Below are 17788 nucleotides of genomic sequence, written 5' to 3'. Positions count from 1 at the left end.
GCGGTGTCAGCCTTCTCGATGCGCCCGGTGCGGGCGGACCACGATGTGAAGCCGGGGGAGGACGTCGGGGGGACGTCGGTGCGTCGGGACGCGGGGCCGTCAGGAGATGCCGAGTTCCCGGTCGATGAAGTCGAAGATCTCGTCGTCGGTCGCGCCGACGATCTGTTCGGTGATGTGCGCCGGCTCGTCCGCCGAACCGCCGGGCTCGGCCGCCGCCGCGCCGCCGCGTTCGGTCGACGCAGTGCCGCCGCGTTCGGCCGCCGGTGCGCGTGCCTGGTCCGGCACCGTCGCCAGCAGGGCCCGCAGCCGCGCCACCGCCTCGGCGCCCTGCGCCGTGGCCGCGGCCGGGCCGGCCAGTGCCGCCTCCAGCCTGGAGATCTCGGCTTCGAGGTCGACCTCGGCCGGCGTCCCGCCCAGCGTGGGTGGTTCGTCGCCCACCAGCGTGTCCCGCAGGTGGGCGGCCAGGGCGACCGGCGTCGGATGGTCGAACAGCAGCGTCGTCGGCAGGTGGACGCCGGTCTGGCGGGCCAGTCGGTTGCGCAGCTCGATGGCGCTCAGCGAGTCGAACGCCGCCTCCAGGAAGCCGCGGTCCGGGCGGATCGCCGCCGCCGTGGCGTGGCCGAGGATCTCGGCCGCGGTGGTCCGTACCAGCGTGAGCAACGTCCGGCGCTGCTCGTCCGCGGGGCGTCCGCGCAGCCGCTCGACGAGCGTCGCGGGACGGTCCGGCGCGCCCGCGCCGCCGGCGCCACCCGCGGTGGCCGCCGGCCCTGATCCGCCGGCCGGATCCGTCGGCCCGTCGGTGCCACCCGCCAGCTGTCCGACCGGCCCGGTGCCGCGGCGCAGCGGGTCACGGGCCAGCCCCCGCAGCAACCCGACCCGGCCGGCCGCGGCCCGCTCCAGTCGGGCTGGCACCAGCAGCGGCTCCGCCCCCGCCGGTGCGCCGGCGAGCGCGGCGGCTCCGCCGAGGGCGAGGTCGAGCAGCGCGAGGCCGCGGGCGTTCGACATCGGGGCGATCCCGGTGCGGGCCATCCGGGCCAGGTCGGCGGCGGACAGCTGCCCCGCCATCCCGCCGGCCTGTGCCCAGTGGCCCCAGGCCAGCGACACGGCCGGCAGCCCGTTCGCGCGGCGGTGGTACGCCAGCGCGTCGAGGAACGCGTTCGCCGCCGCGTAGTTCGCCTGGCCGGCGTTGCCGAGCAGCCCGGCCACCGAGGAGAACAGCACGAACGCCGCCAGATCCAGCCCGGCGGTCGCCTGGTGCAGCAGCCACCCGCCGTCCACCTTCGGTCGCAGCACCGCGTCGAGCGCCGCGTCGTCGAGCGAGGTGACCACCCCGTCCGCGAGCACCCCGGCGGTGTGCACGACCGCGGTGAGCGGATGCTCGGCGGGGACCGCCGCGAGCAGCCCGCGCACGTCGTCCGGGTCGGTGACGTCGGCCGCGACGATCGTGACCGACGCCGCGCCCGCCGCGGCGAGCTCGGCCCGCACGGCGTCGGCGCCCGGTGCGCCGGGGCCGCCGCGGCTGGCCAACAGCAGGTGGCGTACCCCGTGATGGGTGACCAGCCGGCGGGCGGTGAGCACGCCCAGGCTGCCCGTCCCGCCGGTCACCAGCACCGTGCCCGCCGGGTCGAGCGGCGCGGGCAGCGTCAGTACCAGCTTGCCGGTGTGCCGGGCGAGGCTGAGCTGGCGCAGCGCGCGGGGGGCGTGGCGGACGTCCCAGCTCGTCGTCGGCAGCGGCCGCAGCGCGCCGGCGGCGAACAGCGGCGTGAGGTCGGCGATGATCTCACCGATCCGCGCCGGGTCGACGTCGAACAGATCGAACGCCTGGTAGGTGGCGCCGGCGTGCTCCGCGGCGACCAGGTCCGGGTCCCGCTGGTCGGTCTTGCCCATCTCGACGAACCGCCCGCCGGGCGCCAGCAGGTTCAGCGAGGCGTCGGTGAACTCGCCGGCCAGCGAGTTGAGGACGGCGTCGACCCCGCGCCCACCGGTGGCGGTGCGGAACCGGTCGGCGAAGTCCAGGGTGCGCGACGAGGCGATGTGGGTGTCGTCGAGCCCCTGCGCGCGCAGCACCGGCCACTTGGCCGGGCTCGCCGTGCCGAACACCTCGACCCCGAGATGCCGGGCGAGCTGGACGGCGGCCTGCCCCACCCCGCCGGTGGCGGCGTGCACCAGCAGCGACTCCCCGGCGCGCAGGCCGGCGAGATCCACCAGGCCGTAGTAGGCGGTGAGGAACGCCACCGGGACGCCGGCGGCCTGGCTGAACGACCAGCCCGCCGGGATCTGGGCCAGCAGCCGCCGGTCGGTGACCGCCAGCGGGCCGAGCGTGCCCTGGACCAGGCCCATCACCCGCTGGCCGGGTACCAGGTCGGTGACCGCCGCGCCGACCTCGACAACCACGCCGGCGCCCTCCGCGCCGATCCGCGCCCCGCCCGGGTACATCCCGAGGCTGATCAGGACGTCCCGGAAGTTCAGACCGGCGGCGCGCAGTGCGACGCGCACCTCACCGGGCGCCAGCGGCCGCTGCGCCTCCGGTTCGGGCAGCAGGGCGAGGTTCTCCAGCGAGCCGGCGGTGGTGACGTCGAGCCGCCAGGCGTCGGTGGCCGCCGGGGGGGCCAGCGCCGACCGCCCCCCGAGCGGTGCCAGCAGCGGGCCGCGGATCTCACCGTCGCGCACCGCGAGCTCCACCAGCTCGGCCGGTTCGGCCGGTTCGCCGTGCCCGGCCGCGGCGAGCAGGGCGAGCGCGCCGGTGACGGCGGCCCGCGAGGTCTCCCGGCCGTCGATGTCGAGCAGCGCCACCCGGCCGGGGTGTTCGGTGTGGGCGCTGCGGACGAGGGCCCTGGCCGCGGCCGCGGGCAGATCCTCGACGTCCTCGCCGGGACTGGTGGCCACCGCCCGCTCGGTGAGGATCACCAGGCGTGACCCGGCGAACCGCTCGTCGGTGAGCCACTCCCGCAGCAGGTGCAGTGTGGCCCGCGTGGTGGCGTGCGCCGCCGGCACCGGGTCGGAGCCGGCGCCTCCGCCCGGGGCCGGCCCAGGCGGCGCGTCGGGCGCGTCGGGTGCGTCCGGTGCCCTGAGCAGGCGGTGGACGGCCAGCGCGGGCACCTGGCCACCGGCGTCGACGGCCGCGCGCAGGGCGTCCAGGTCCGCGCGGACCTGGAATCCCGCGTCCACGAACTCAGAGTCCAGGTCTGCCGTCGGGCCGTCGCCGAGGAGGACCCAGTCGGGCCCGGCCGCCGCGTCGGCCCCGGCGGCGCCCACGGCCGTGTCCACGGCCGCGGCATCCACCACCGGCCAGTCCAGGCGGAACAGCCCGTCGTCGGTGGAGCCGCCGGCCCGCAGGCTGGCCTCGACCAGAGCCTCGGTCGCCACTGGGCGCAGCGTGAGGCCGCCGATCGTCGCGACCGGCGCGCCGGTGGGGTCGGCCACTTCCAGCCTGACCGTGTCCGCCGCCCCGGCCGGGGTGACGCGGACCCGCAGCGAGGTGGCGCCGGTGCCGGTCAGCACGACGTCCTGCCAGGTGAAGGGCAGTCGCGTCCGGCTCCGGCCGCCGTTCCCGTTCCCGTTCTCGTCGCCGGTGTCGCCGGCCGCGGGCAGCAGGCCGACGACGGCGTGCAGGGCCGCGTCCAGCAGCGCCGGGTGGACGCCGAAGCGGTCGGCCCGCCCGCCCGCGGCCTCGGGCAGGGTGACCTCGGCGAGGATGTCGTCGCCGTGCCGCCAGGCCGCGCGCAGGCCGCGGAAGGCCGGCCCGTACTGGTAGCCGTCCTCGGCCAGGCGCGGATAGAGGTCGGTGACGTCGAGCGCGGTCGCGCCGGGCGGTGGCCAGGTGCCGGCCAGCCCGCCCCCGGGGGCACTCGTGTCCGCGGGGGAGTTCCCGGTGCGCAGGAAGCCGGTCGCGTGCCGGTTCCACGGCGCCGGCTGGCCGGTCCGGCCGGCGGCCGGGCGGGAGTACACGGTCACCGCGCGCCGCTCGACGCCGTCCGCCGCCCGGCCGCCGGCCGGGTCCGCCGCAGCCACCAGAACCTGGAGGTCGACCGCACCGGACGGGGGCAGCACCAGCGGCGCGGTGAGCGCGAGCTCGTCGAGCACCGGTACCCCGGCCCGCTCCCCGGCGACCAGCGCGGCGTCCACGAACGCGGTGCCCGGCAGCAGGACGGTGTCGCGCACCGCGTGGTCGGCGAGCCATCCCATGTCGGCCTGGTCCAGCCGGCCGGTCAGCGCGAGGCCGCCGTCGGCCAGCTCGACCGCGCCGGTCAGCAGCGGATGCTCCAACGCGCTCACGCCCGCCGCGGTGGCTCCGGACGCGTCGACGGGCCTCGATGATCCGTCCAACCAGTGCCGCTGGCGCTGGAACGGGTAGGTGGGCAGGGCCGTGCGCCGCACCTCGCGTCCGGCGAACGCCGCCGACCAGTCGAGCCCGGCGGCGGCGCCCTCGACATGCAGGCGGGCCAGGGCGGTGGTGACGGAGCGGACCTCGGGGCGCTTCGCCCGCAGCAACGGGACGACGACCGCCTCGGCCTCGGTTCCCTCGGCCTGGGGTTGCTCGGCAAGGGCCGTCTCGGTCAGAGCGGAGAGCACCGCGTCCGGTCCCAGCTCGACGTAGGTGGTGACGCCGAGGCCCGCCAGCGTGCGCAGGCCGTCGTGGAAGCGGACCGTGCCCCGCAGGTGGCGCACCCAGTAGTCGGGGTCGGTCAGCTCGGTGTCGTGTGCCACCCGCCCGGTGACGTTCGAGATCACCGGGATCGTCGGCGGCCGCAGCGTCACCGCCGCGACGACCGTACGGAACTCGGCGAGAACCGGGTCCAGGTGCCCGGAGTGGAAGGCGTGGCTGACGCGCAGCCCGCGGGCCCGTCGGCCGCTCTCGCGCCAGCGGCCGGCGATCTCCTCGACGAGGTCGCGGTCGCCGGAGATCACGACCGAGCGGGCCCCGTTCACCGCGGCGATGCCGACGGTGCCCGCGGTATCGGTGCCCGCCGCCTCGGCGAGCAGGTGGGTGATCTCCTCCTCGGTGCCCTCCAGCGCGGCCATCGCCCCGTTCGCGGGCACGCTCTGCATGAGCCGGCCGCGCGCCGCCACCAGGGCCGCCGCGTCGGGCAGGGTGAGCACCCCGGCGATGTGCGCGGCGGCCAGCTCGCCGACGGAGTGGCCGATGAGATGGTCGGGCCGCAGGCCGTACGACTCCACCAGTCGGTACAGCGCGACCTCGAGGGCGAACAGCGCCGGCTGGGTGAAGGCGGTCGCGTCCAGCTCGGCGGCCGCCGCCGACCCGGGCTCGGCGAACAGCAGCTCCCGGACGGACCGGCCGACCGCGACGTCGAGCTGGGCGGTGACCTCGTCGAGCGCGGCGGCGAAGACGGGGGACGCCGCGTACAGCTCCCGGCCCGCCCCGGCGCGCTGGCTGCCCTGCCCGGTGAACAGGAAGGCCGTGCGGCCCGCGCCAGCCGGGCCGGCGGCGCCGGACACGACGTGCGGCGAGGTGTCCCCGACGGCGATCGCCCGGAGCCCGCCGAGGTACTCCTCGGGTCCCTGGCCGACGACGACCGCCCGGTGTTCCAGCAGGGCGCGGGTCGTGGCCAGGGCATGGCCGACGTCCGCGGCGGAGCGACCGGCGGGCAGGGACCCGTCGGCACCGACGTGCTCGGCGAGCTCGGCGGCCTGGGCCCGTAGCGCCGCCGCCGAATGCGCGGAGAGTATCCAGGGCAGCACGCCCGGATCACGGTCGGCGTCCGCCGTCGGCTCCTCCTGCTCGTCCGGAGCCTCCTCGAGGATGAGGTGGGCGTTGGTGCCGCTGATGCCGAAGGCGGAGACGGCGGCGCGGCGCGGCCGGTCGGGGGTGGCCGGCCAGTCGACGGGTTCGCTGAGCAGCGTGACGGCGCCGGCCGACCAGTCGACGTGTGGGCTCGGCGCGTCGACGTGCAGCGTCGCGGGCAACCGGCTGTTGGCCAGCGCGCCGGCCAGTTTGATGATGCCGGCGACGCCGGCGGCGGCCTGGGTGTGGCCGATGTTGGACTTCAGGCTGCCCAGGTGCAGCGGCCGGTCGGCGGGCCGGTTCTGGCCGTAGGTGGCGAGGAGGGCCTGGGCCTCGATGGGGTCGCCGAGGGTGGTGCCGGTGCCGTGGGCCTCGACGGCGTCGACGTCCGCGGGGGTGAGCTGGGCGTTGGCCAGGGCGGCGCGGATGACCCGCTGCTGGGACGGGCCGTTCGGCGCGGTGAGGCCGTTGCTGGCACCGTCGGAGTTGATGGCGCTGCCGCGGATCACCGCGAGGACGGGGTGGTTGTTGCGGCGCGCGTCGCTGAGGCGTTCCAGCAGCACCACGCCCACCCCCTCGGCCCAGGCGGTGCCGTCGGCGGCGGCGGCGAACGGCTTGCAACGCCCGTCCGGGGCGAGCCCCCGCTGGCGGGAGAACTCGGTGAACATGCCCGGTGTGGGCATCACGGTGACTCCGCCGGCCAGGGCAAGGCCGGTCTCCCCGCCGCGCAGCGCCTGGACGGCCAGATGGATCGCGACCAGCGAGGACGAGCAGGCGGTGTCGATGGTCACCGCCGGGCCCTCCAGCCCGAGGGTGTAGGCGACCCGCCCGGAGGCGACCGAGGCCAGGCTGCCGGTCAGCACGTACCCGCCGTAGCCCTCCGGTGCCTCGGCCAGCCGCGGGCCGTAGTCGTGCGGGGTCACCCCGGCGAACACCCCGGTGGACGTCCCGCGCAGCGACGCCGGGTCGATGCCGGCCCGCTCCAGCGTCTCCCAGGCGGTCTCCAGCAGCAGCCGCTGCTGGGGGTCCATCGCGGCCGCCTCCCGCGGGGAGATCCCGAAGAACTCGGCGTCGAAGGTGTCGGCGTCGTGCAGGAACCCGCCGTGGCGGGTGTAGGAGGTGCCCGGCCGGGTGAGCTCGGGGTCGTGCAGCGCGTCGAGGTCCCAGCCGCGGTTGGTCGGGAACGGCCCGATCGCGTCCACCCGCGCCGCGAGCAGCTCCCAGAGCTGTTCGGGGGAGCGCGCCCCGCCCGGCCAGCGCCCGGCGGTGGCCACGATCGCGATCGGCTCGTCCACGGACCGGGGACCGCCGGCGCCGGTTCCCCTCGCCCGGCCCGTGCCGGTGCCCGCGTCGAGGGCGCCGGCGCCGAGGTCGCCGGCCAGGGCGGCACGCAGGTAGCCGGCCAGCTTGCGGGGCGTCGGGTAGTCGAAGGTCACCGAGGAGGGCAGCGCGATTCCCGCCGCGGCTCCGACCCGGTCGCGGAACTCCACCGCGCTCACCGAGTCGAACCCGAGGTCGGAGAAGGTCCGGTCCGGCCGCACGGCGCCGGGGGCGTGGCCCAGCACGATCGCGAGACTCGTGCCGATCACCTCCAGCAGCACCCGCTCGGCCTCCGCGGCGGGCAGCCCGGTCAGCCGCCGCGCCAGCGCCGACCCGGCGGCAACCGGCTCGGTCACCGCGCCGGCCGCGCCGGCCGCGCCGGTCACGCCGGTCACGCGATGCGCGGCGCCAGGCGCGCCGGCAGCCGCCTGCGTCGCCGGATCGCCTGTCGCGGTGTGGAGGGGGATGTCCACCTGGAACGGGCGGCGCTGGAACGGGTAGGTGGGCAGCCGCACCCGACGGGCCCCGGCGGGGAACGCCGCCGACCAGTCCACCGCGCCGCCGGCCACGTGCACCTCGGCGACCGACCGCAGGAACCGGTGCGCGTCGCCGTCGTCGCGGCGCAGTGTCCCGACGACGAGGGCCGGTGCCGCCCCACCGGCGGCGTCGGCCTCGATGATCGCCCGGATCCCGCCGGTCAGCACCGGATGGGGGCTGGCCTCGATGAACACCCGGTGGCCAGCGGCCAGCGCGGTGCGCACGGCCGCCTCGAAGCGCACGGTCCGGCGCAGATTGGTGTACCAGTAGTCGGCGTCGAGTCGGGACGTGTCCAGCGCCTCGCCGGTCACGGTCGAGTAGAAGGCGACGTCCCCCTGCCGGGGGCTGATGCCGGCGAGCAGCTCCAGCAGCGGGTCGCGAACCGCCTCCACCTGCGGCGAGTGCGAGGCGTAGTCCACCGGGACCCGCCGCGCGTCCACCCCCTCGGCGGCGTAGCCGGCGAGCAGGGCGTCCAGCGCGCCGGGGTCGCCGGAGACGATGGTCGACGACGGCCCGTTGACCGCCGCCACCGCCAGCGGGCCGTCCGGTCCGCCCAGCCGCTCGACGACGGTGGCCGCCGGCAGCGGGATCGAGGCCATCCCGCCCGCCCCGGCGAGCCGCGCGAGCACCCGGCTGCGCAGGGCGACGACCGCTGCCGCGTCGGCGAGGGACAGCGCACCGGCCAGGTAGGCGGCGGCGATCTCACCCTGGGAGTGCCCGATCACCGCGTCGGGCCGCACCCCGAACGACCGCCACAGCGCCGCCAGCGACGTCATCACCGCGAACAGCGCCGGCTGCACCACGTCCACCCGGTCGAGCGGGGGCGCGCCGGGTGCCCCGGCGAGCACGTCGGGCAGCGACCACTCGACGTGCGGGGCGAGCGCCGCGGCGCAGGCGGCGATGTGCTCGGCGAACACCGGCGACGTCGCCAGCAGCTCACGGGCCATGCCCGCCCACTGCGACCCCTGCCCGGGTAGGACGAGGACGACCCCGCCCCGCTCCGTGACGTCATGCCGGGGCCCGGTGACGAGCCCGGCGGCCTGACCGCCGTCGCGCAGTTCCCGCAGCGAGGTCAGGAAGTCGGCGGTGTGGGTGCCGACGACCACAGCCCGCCGCTCGAAGGCGGTGCGGGTCGTGGCGAGGGAGAAACCGACGTCCACCGGGTCGGGCACCGCCGGGCCGGGCACAGCGGAACTGAGCGCAGCCGGGCCGGCGGCGGTCAGCAGGTCGTGCAGGCGGCCGGCCTGCGCGCGCAGCGCCGCCTCGTCGCGGCCCGAGAGCAGCCACGGCACCGCGGGCGACGAGCCGGCGGCGAGGGCGGGGGCGACGGGCACTGCGGGGGCTGTCGCGATGGGTACGGCGGGGGTGTCGGTGTCCCGTGGCGGCTCGGCCACCACCAGGTGGCAGTTCGTCCCGCCCATCCCGAAGGAGCTGACGCCCGCGATCAGGGGCCGGTCCGGAGCCGGCCAGGCGCCGTGCGCCGTGCGTACCCGCAGCCGCAGCGCGTCGAAGGCGATGTCGGGATTGGGGGTGACGAAGTTCAGGCTCGGCGGGAGCTCGCGGTGCGCGACCGCGAGGATCGTCTTGAGTAGGCCGACGATCCCACTGGCGCCCTCCAGGTGCCCGACGTTCGACTTGGCCGAGCCGACCAGCAGCGGCGCGTCGGCGGCCCGCCCGGCACCGAACGCGCGGCCCAGCGCCGCGGCCTCGATCGGGTCGCCGACCCGGGTGCCCGTCCCGTGCAGCTCCACGTACTGGATCTCGTGCGGGTCGACGCCCGCCGCCCGCGCGGCCTCCCGCAGGACCTGGCCCTGGGAGTCCGCGCTGGGCAGGGTCAGCCCGTCGGTCGCGCCGTCGCTGTTGACCGCCCCGCCGCGGATCACCGCGAGCACCGGGTCGCCGTCCGCCCGGGCGTCGGCGAGCCGCTTGAGCAGCACGATCCCGCCGCCCTCACCACGGACGTACCCGTTGGCGCGCGCGTCGAAGGTGTAGCACCGGCCGTCGGGGGACAGCGCGCCGAACCGGCCGGCGGTGACGGTGCTCTCCGGCGCCAGGTTGAGCTGCACCCCGCCGGCGAACGCGAGGTCGGACTCGCCGCGGCGCAGGCTCTCCACCGCCAGATACACGGCGACCAGAGACGACGCCTGCGCGGCGTCCACCGTCAGGCTGGGCCCGCGCAGGTCGAGCGTGTAAGAGACCCGGTTCGCGATGATCCCGCGGTTCTGCCCGGTCAGCGTGTGCCGGGTGACCGCGTCGGTGCCGCCGCGCAGCAGGTGGGTGGCGTAGTCGTTCGCGATCGCGCCGACGAACACCCCGGTCCGGCTGCCGGCCAGGGTCGCCGGGCGCAGGCCGGCGTTCTCCGCGGCCTCCCAGGCGAGCTCGAGGACGAGACGCTGCTGCGGATCCGTCTGCTCGGCCTCCAGCGGCGAGATGCCGAAGAACTCGGGGTCGAACCCGTAGACGTCGTCTAGGTGGGCGCCGAAGCGCGCGCCGAGGCGGCCGGGCACCGACGGGCCGCGGTCGACCGCGTCGCCGCCGCCGCGCAGCAGCGTCCAGAACGCGGCCGGGTCGGGCGCGCAGGGGAGCCGACAGGCGACCGCCACGACCGCCACCGGGTCACCGGCGGACCGCGGCGATTCATTCCCGCCCGTGGTCACGGCTGATCCACTGCTCATCGCTGTGTCGCTCCTCGTCGTGAACGATCCGAGTCGTGAACGGTCTGGTCGACGTCGCTCCCCGAACGGCACACCTCCCGGGACGTCTGTCCGCAGCGTAAGGGGGGGTTCTGTTGATTCACTTTAGATCTTCTAAAGGCCCTGGAATTTGTTGCCGCTGGATTTCCCGTTCTTTGCTGTCGGACGGAACTGGCTCGCGGGCGGAGCGAAATGCTACGGTCTACAGGCTCTCGGAGACGATCACTGGAAGGCGCTCAGAACAAGGCCGTTGCCGTCGTCGTTGGCGTCGCTGTTGGCGTCGCCCCCGCGGTGCGGTCTCGGTGTGTGCCGGCCCGTGTGGGACGTCTCGGTCCGCCCGTCCACTCATCCGTCCGGCCGTCGGCGGCCGGATTCCCGGAGGACGCATGGAGATTTTCTCGTTCCATCTGATGCCGTGGCCGCACCTACCGGCCGACTACACCGGATCAGCATGGATCACGCCCCCGAACGAGTTCTACGACCCGACCCTCGGCCACGGCCTTTACAACCGCTATCTCGACGAGCTCGAATATGCCGAGCAGGTCGGTTTCGACGGCCTGGTACTCAACGAGCACCATCAGACCGCCTACGGATCGATGCCGAGCCCCAACCTCTTCGCCGCGATGCTCGCCCGGCGGACATCCCGGGCCAAGATCGCGGTGATCGGTAACGCGTTGCCGCTGTACAACCCGCCGACCAGGGTCGCCGAGGAGTTCGCCATCCTCGATGTCGTCAGCGGCGGCCGGCTCATCGCGGGCATGGTCGTCGGCGGCGGCCCGGAGTACTACGCCTCAGGGGTGAACCCGGCCCACGCCCGGGCCCGGTTCGCCGAGGCGCTCGACCTCGTCGTCGAGTCCTGGACCCGGCCCGGCCCGTTCGAGTTCAACGGCGAGTACTACAAGATCCCGCACGTAAATCCCTGGCCGCGACCGCTGCAGCAGCCGCATCCACCGGTCTGGATTCCGGGGCTGGGGTCGTTGGAGACGATGGAGCTCGTCGCGGCCCGCGGGTTCTCCTACATCGGCCTTCCTTTCTTCCACTCCTCGGTTTTCGAGCGTAATTACGCGACGTTCCGGCGGGTCTGGCTGGAGGCCGGCCGCTCCCCGGCGCCGGAGAACCTCGGCCTGCTGCTGCCGATATACGTGGCCGAGACGGACGAGGCGGCCCGGGAGGAATACGAGGAGCACTTCTGGTACTTCGCCCGCCGGCTGCTCAACGGGGTGCAGATCGTGCCACCGGGATACCAGAGCATCTCCGCGGCGCTGCGATTGATGGAGAACGCTCCGAGCTATCTGCTCGGTGTTCCGGACTGGGAGACCGTGGTGGCCGGGTCCTACGCGATCGTCGGCAGCCCGGAGACAGTGACCGAGAAACTCGTCGGCCACATCCGTCGGCTCGGCGTGGGTAATCTGCTCGGCCTGTTCCAGATCGGCACCCTCCCGCCGGAACTGACGAAGGCGAACCTCACCCTCTTCGCCGAGCAGGTGATCCCCCGGCTGTGCGCCGAGTTCACCACCCCCCCGACCTGGCCGGAGGTGACCGCGTGACCGCGAACGTGACCGCGAACGTGACCGCGAACGTGGCTGCGGAGAACGTGACCGTGCCGGCGCTGCGGCGTATCGAGGTCGACGGCGCCCGGATCCGCTACGTCCGGCTGGGGGAGGGCATCCCGCTGGTCTACCTGCACTCGCCGTTCGGCGAGGTCGGCGTGCTGCCGCTGTTCACCGACCTGGCGGCGGCGGGCTTCGAGGTCATCGCGCCCGAGATCCCCGGTTTCGGCCGGTCGGACGCGATCACCACCTGGCACGGCATCGCGGATGTCGTGTTCACCCTCCGGCGGATCCTGGACAGTCTCGAGGTGGACCGGGCCGTCCTGGTCGGCAGCTCGCTCGGCGGCTGGCTGGCGGCGGAGATCGCGGTCTGGTTCCCGGAGCGGGCCCGGGCGCTGGCCCTGCTCAGCCCACTGGGGCTGCGGGTGGACGACGCCCCCGTCTTCCAGATCTTCGGTGCCGAGGACGACGTCCTGCTGCCCAAGCTGCTGGCACGGCCGCAGGATCTGGTCGGCCATCTCAGCCCGGCGCTCGCCGAGGATGCCGCCGACCCCCACGCGCTGCCGGTGCACCTGTACCGGGCACTGGAGGCGACCGCGCGGATCGGCTGGAACCCGCACCTGCACAACCCCAGGCTGCAGGGCCGGCTGGCCCTGATCGGGGCGCCAACCCTGGTGGTGCGCGGGGAGCGGGACGGCATCCTGCCCGCCGCGCACCCCGCCGCCTACGCGGCGTCGATCCCGTCCGCGCGGCTGGTGGAACTCGCCGACTGCGCCCACCTGCCGGCCCTGGAACGCCCCGCCGAGGTCGCCGGCCTGATCACCGCGCTGGCCGTGAAGACCGCCACGTAGACCCCGAGGTTGTCGCCGCCGTTGGCCAAGTGGCGGCGGCGACCTCCAGCACAACCTTGATCGCTGGCTGGAGTCGTCGGGCTGGACGTTCCCGATGTCGATCAAAGAAGGGAGAGCTGGGTGCTCTTTCACGACACAGCGCGGGCGATCACGGAGATCGACGGTCTGCTCGCTCCCTGACCGGTAGTTCCACAGCGGACTACAGGGGAATGTTTCCGTGACTGCCGTGGCGGGCTGGGGCGTCGGCGAGGGCCTCGGCGATGCGGCGGCGGGTGTCGGCCGGGGTGATGACGGAGTCGATGACGCCGAGGGCCAGGCCGCGGTCCACGCCGCCGGCGGTGCGGGTGTGCTCCTCGACGAGCTGGGCGAGCACGGCCGGCCGCTCCTCCTCGGCCGCGGCGGCCAGCTTGCGCCGGTGCAGGATGCCGACCGCCGCCTCGGCGCCCATGACGGCGACCTCGGCCTCCGGCCAGGCGAGCACGGCGGTCGCGCCCAGCGACCGGGAGTTCATCGCGATGTACGCCCCGCCGAACGACTTCCGGGTGACCAACGTGACCCTGGGTACCGTGGCCTCGGCGAAGGCGTAGAGCAGCTTGGCGCCGCGGCGCACCACGCCCTCCCACTCCTGGCGGACGCCGGGCAGATACCCGGGGACGTCCACGAGCACCACCAGCGGAACGCCGAACGAGTCGCACATCCGGACGAACCGCGAGATCTTCTCCGCGCTCAGCGAGTCCAGGCAGCCACCCTTGCGGATCGGGTTGTTCGCGACCACCCCCACGGGCTGGCCGTACAGGCGGCCCAGGCCGACCACGGCGTTCGGGGCCCAGCGCGGCTGGAGCTCCTCGAACGGATTCTGATCATCATCGAGCAGCCGCAGGATCAGCGGGTGGACGTCGTAGGCCCGCCGGGGCCGCTCCGGCAGCAGCGCACGCGGGTCCGGCCGCAGGTGCTCGTTCGCGTCCACCTCCGCGGTGATGGCGGGGTCGAGCACGAACGGGCCCGACCCGGCGAGCAGCGTGGTGATCCGCCGCGCCCGCTGGTAGGCGTCGCCCTCCGAGGACGCCTGTACGTGGACGACGCCGGACCTGCGGCCGTGCGCGTCGGCGCCGCCGAGGCCCTCCATGTCGATCTGCTCGCCGGTCACGCTGCGGACGACGTCCGGGCCCGTCACGAAGACCCGGCCGGCCGGTGCCATGATGACGACGTCGGTCAGCGCCGGCCCGTACGCCGCGCCGCCGGCGGCCGGCCCCAGCACCACCGACACCTGCGGGATCCGGCCGGAGGCGTGGATCATCGCGGCGAAGATGCGCCCGATTCCGTCGAGGGACTGCACGCCCTCGGTGAGGTTCGCGCCACCGGAGTGCCACAGGCCGATGACGGGACGTCCGAGGCGCAGGGCCTCCTCGATGGCGGAGACGATCTGCGCGGCGCCGTCGGCTCCGATCGCCCCGCCCATCCGGGTCCCGTCGGTGCAGAAGGCGATGGCCACCTCACCGTCGATCCGGCCGCGGCCGGCGAGCACACGGCTGCCGGCAACCCCGGGGAAGGGTGCGAACGAACCCGCGTCGAACAACTGGGTCAGCCTGCGATGGGGGCCTCGTCCATCCTCCTGCTCCGGGATGAGCACCCGTACCCGATCGCCCGCAACCTCTGTCATGTAGTTCCTCCCCAGCTTCGGTAGCCACCGGAAGGCGCATTCACGGCACCGGCGGATGACGCTCACCGCACGCGGGGCCTGGCGGTCGCACCGGGCACGTCGCGTCCACTGACCCGATGATGACCACGGGTGCTTTCGGCTCCCTATAGCGGGGCTCAAGCCGAGAAGTCACAGTTCCCGCCGGCCGGCCGATCACGTGGCCGGATCCGTACTCGTACTCGTACCTGCCCCGCGTCAGGCGGGTGGTGCGCCCTGGGGCCCGAAGGCGTGCAGGAACGTGTCGACGGCGGCCCGTGCCACCGCGCGCATCTCGTCATCGGAGAGCACCCTGGTGCCGAACCGGGCCCGGGCCTCCAACGACCCGGTCAGCAGCGCGGCGAGCTGCTCCGCCGCCGCGGACGGGTCGCCGGCCCGCAGCTTCCCCGCCAGCGTCAGCCGGGCCAACCGGTCGGCGAGCGCCTCGGTGACCGGATTCGCCGCACGTCCCTGGATGATGTCGAGCAGATCGGGAAACTGGTTGATCTCCGCGTAGAGCAGTCGGCGCAGCGCCCAGCCCCGCTCGTCGCAGAAGCACTGGATCAGTCGGTGGCCGACGTCCTCCAACGCGGCCCGTAGGTCGCCGTGCAGGTCGCGGAGCCGGTCGACGGCGGCCAGGTTCTTCGCCAGCGCGTGGTCGGCCTCGGCGGCGAGCGCCGCCCGCAGCAGGGTCTGCTTGTCGCCGAAGTGGTTGTAGATCGTGTGCTTGGCGACCTGCGCCTCGGCGGCGATGACATCCAGCGCCGCCTGGGCGTACCCCTCCCGGGCGAACACCGTGAACGCGGTGCCGAGGATCGCTTCCCTCTTGTCCGGGCGGCCGCGCGAGCCCGGTCGCCCGCCGGCCGTCCGCCCGCCGCCCGAGATCGCGTTCACCGCATCACGGTACCGCCGCACCGTAGCTGCCGGCCGCCGTCGGTCTCCCGCTGCCGTGGGAACGGCTACGATCGCTAAACTGCACTCGCAGGTGCAAAACTCCAGACACTCGGAGGCATTATGTCGGCCGAAGCTCGGGACGCGGACCGGCTCGACCCGCCGCTGCGTCGCCTGATCGCGGTGGTTCTGCTCGGCGGGATCATGGGAATCCTCGACGGGTCCGTCGTCGCCGTCGGTGTCGACACCCTCGCCGCGCGGTTCCACACCTCGCTGAGCACGATCGGATGGGTCTCGACCGGATACCTCCTGGCCCTCACCATTGCCATCCCGATCACCACCTGGGCTGTCGACAGGGTCGGCGCGCGCTGGCTGTGGCTGACCGCCCTCGTCGTCTTCCTGTCCGCCTCCCTGGCCTCCGGTCTCGCCTGGAACATCACCAGCCTGATCGTCTTCCGGGTCATCCAGGGCCTTGCCGCCGGCGTGCTCGACCCGCTGGTGCTCACCCTGCTCGCCCGCGCCGCGGGACCACACCGCGCCGGCCGGGTCATGGGGTTGATGGGCATGGTGCTCTCGGCCGGCCCGGTGCTCGGCCTGATCGTCGGTGGGATCGTCCTGGAGAGCGCCTCCTGGCGATGGATGTTCCTGATCAACCTGCCGGTCGGGGCCGTGGCCCTGCTCGGCGCAGCCCGCGCGGTACCTGCCGACCCGCCACGCCAGGCGGCTGGTGGGCGCCTCGACGTTCTCGGCGTCGCGCTGATCGGCCCGGGGTTCGCCGCCGTGGTCCTCGCGTTGACGCAGGCGGCCGACCGCACCGCCGTCGTCGCCTGGCAGGTGCTCGTCCCGCTCGTCGCGGCGGTGACGCTGCTCGCCGGCTACGCCGTGCACGCCCTGCGCGGACGTCCGCACCGGCGCACGCCACCCCTGATCGACCTGCGCCTGTTCGCCAGTCCGGGATTCGCCGCGAGCGTGGCCGTCATGACCCTGGTGGGCCTGACGATGTTCGCGAACCTCTTCGTGCTCCCGCTCTACTACCAGCAGCACGGGCGGGGCGCGCTCGGGGCCGGGCTGCTGGTGGCACCGTTCGCGGTGGCCGCCGTCATCTGCATGCCCCTGTCCGGGCGGCTGTCCGACCGGCTCGGCCCCCGGGCCCTCGTCCGGGGCGGGGCGGTCGTCGCGGTACTCGGCCAACTGGCGTTCACCGGGATCGGCGCGCACACCAACGAGGTGTGGCCCGCGCTCGCCGCGTTCGTGGTCGGCGCGGGGCTGAGCTTCGTCGGCGCGCCTACCATGGGATCCCTGTACCGGACGCTGCCTCCGGAGTCCGTGTCCCAGGGCAGCTCCGTGCTCTACATCCTCAACCAGCTCGGCGCGGCCATCGGCATCGCCGTCGTCACCCTGATCCTGACGACCGTTGGGCCGGAGAACACCCGCGGGATGGCGGGGTTCCACGGCGTCCACTGGTTCGCGCTGGCGGCCGTCGCCGTCATCCTCGCCATGAGCGCGTTCCTCCCCCGGCGAGACGCGACCACCGAGGCGGCGGTCCCGGCCGCGGGTGCCGCGACCGCGACCGCGACCGCGACTGCGACCACGTCAACGTCCGGGACGGTCCCGCCAGCCCTGTCCGCCGCGACCGCCCAGGAGGGCACCCGATGAGGACCATCGTGATCACCGGAGGGACCGACGGGATCGGCCAGGCCCTCGCCCGCACCCTCCTGGGCCGTGGCGACCAGGTCGTGGTCGTCGGCCGCAACGCCGCCAAGGGAACGGCCTTCCTCGACGCGGCCAACCGGGCCGGCGCTGGCGGCAGGGCGTTCTTCCTCCAGGCGGAGCTGAGCCTCGTCAGCGAGAACGAGAGGGTCGTCGCGTCTGTCACGGAACGGTTCGCCGCGATAGACGGGCTCGTGCTGGGAGCGCGCCACTACCGTTCCGCCCGCCGCGAGACCTCGGAGGGGTTCGAGGAGAACTTCGCGCTGTTCTACCTCAGCCGGTACGTCCTCGGTCACGGCCTCACCAGCCTGCTGGAGAAGGGCGCCAACCCGGTGATCGTGAACATTGCGGGCCCCGGGGCGGACATCTCCGTCGTCCGCTGGGACGACCTGCAACTACGGCGCTTCTACCACGGCGGCGCCGCGCTCGGACAGGGCGGCAAGCTCAACGACCTTCTCGGGGTCGCCTTCGTGGCCGCCCACGAACACGGCGCCGTCCGATACGTTCTTGTCCACCCAGGCATCGTGGCAACCAGCTTCTCCGGCGACTACGACGAGGCGGCCGCCGCCGCGGTCGCCGACCTGAAAAAAGCCGGGAAGACGGTCGACGAAAGCGTCCGGCAGATTCTCCCTCTCCTTGACGCGCCGCCCCCCGACCCACTGAGCGCCTTTGTCGAAGGACGCCGCATCAGCGTGGACGGCCCGTCGTTCAGCGGCTCGGCGGCATCCCGCATGGAAGGCATCACCCGGCGGCTGCTGGCCCGCGAACCCACCGGCGGACGTCGGCGCGCTGTCGCCGAGTAGGCGGGCACCCTGGCG

General features: G+C 74.5%; 7 protein-coding genes. 4 read left to right on the top strand and 3 right to left on the bottom strand.

Features of this window, described 5'->3' with window-relative positions:
• Positions 1 to 99: 99 nt before the first annotated feature.
• On the bottom strand, positions 100 to 10275 hold the full coding sequence (locus tag MXD62_RS31155; RefSeq protein ID WP_248832945.1) for a type I polyketide synthase: 10176 nt from the start codon (positions 10273 to 10275) through the stop codon (positions 100 to 102).
• A 404-nt stretch (positions 10276 to 10679) separates the two neighbouring features.
• On the opposite strand from MXD62_RS31155, the gene MXD62_RS31150 reads away from it, so the two are divergent.
• Complete coding sequence (locus MXD62_RS31150; protein ID WP_248832944.1) at positions 10680 to 11840, top strand: LLM class flavin-dependent oxidoreductase; 1161 nt, start codon at positions 10680 to 10682, stop codon at positions 11838 to 11840.
• Positions 11837 to 12694, top strand: coding sequence for an alpha/beta fold hydrolase (locus MXD62_RS31145; protein ID WP_248832943.1), 858 nt, complete (start codon positions 11837 to 11839; stop codon positions 12692 to 12694). The genes MXD62_RS31150 and MXD62_RS31145 overlap by 4 nt, the downstream gene beginning before the upstream one ends.
• A 199-nt stretch (positions 12695 to 12893) precedes the next feature.
• Here MXD62_RS31145 and MXD62_RS31140 read toward each other — a convergent pair whose 3' ends face one another.
• Both MXD62_RS31140 and MXD62_RS31135 read right to left on the bottom strand, forming a co-directional pair.
• The gene (locus MXD62_RS31140; RefSeq protein WP_248832942.1) at positions 12894 to 14354 is read right to left on the bottom strand and encodes a carboxyl transferase domain-containing protein; all 1461 of its coding nucleotides are present in this window, start codon (positions 14352 to 14354) and stop codon (positions 12894 to 12896) included.
• A 234-nt stretch (positions 14355 to 14588) separates the two neighbouring features.
• Entirely contained in the window at positions 14589 to 15263 is a 675-nt protein-coding gene (locus MXD62_RS31135; protein ID WP_248832941.1) for a TetR/AcrR family transcriptional regulator, read from the bottom strand.
• Positions 15264 to 15383: 120 nt separating this feature from the next.
• Between MXD62_RS31135 and MXD62_RS31130 the strand changes: the two genes are divergently transcribed.
• Complete coding sequence (locus MXD62_RS31130) at positions 15384 to 16916, top strand: DHA2 family efflux MFS transporter permease subunit (protein WP_248832940.1); 1533 nt, start codon at positions 15384 to 15386, stop codon at positions 16914 to 16916.
• Positions 16913 to 17773: an SDR family NAD(P)-dependent oxidoreductase gene (locus tag MXD62_RS31125; protein ID WP_248832939.1), complete on the top strand. Its 861-nt coding sequence runs from the start codon at positions 16913 to 16915 to the stop codon at positions 17771 to 17773. Before MXD62_RS31130 ends, MXD62_RS31125 begins: the two co-directional genes overlap by 4 nt.
• Positions 17774 to 17788: the final 15 nt, after the last annotated feature.

The sequence above is a fragment of the Frankia sp. Mgl5 genome (genome assembly GCF_023242985.1).
Classification (GTDB): domain Bacteria; phylum Actinomycetota; class Actinomycetes; order Frankiales; family Frankiaceae; genus Parafrankia; species Parafrankia soli.
The sequence above is the reverse complement of the archived record's forward strand: the minus strand, read 5'-3'. Positions and strand labels throughout refer to the sequence as shown.

Bases quoted from the DNA above. Each gene is read 5' to 3' on its own strand.
- MXD62_RS31155 (WP_248832945.1), bottom strand. From the start codon at position 10,275: ATGAGCAGTGGATCAGCCGTGACCACGGGCGGGAATGAATCGCCGCGG.
- MXD62_RS31150 (WP_248832944.1), top strand. From the start codon at position 10,680: ATGGAGATTTTCTCGTTCCATCTGATGCCGTGGCCGCACCTACCGGCC.
- MXD62_RS31140 (WP_248832942.1), bottom strand. From the start codon at position 14,354: ATGACAGAGGTTGCGGGCGATCGGGTACGGGTGCTCATCCCGGAGCAG.
- MXD62_RS31130 (WP_248832940.1), top strand. From the start codon at position 15,384: ATGTCGGCCGAAGCTCGGGACGCGGACCGGCTCGACCCGCCGCTGCGT.
- MXD62_RS31125 (WP_248832939.1), top strand. From the start codon at position 16,913: ATGAGGACCATCGTGATCACCGGAGGGACCGACGGGATCGGCCAGGCC.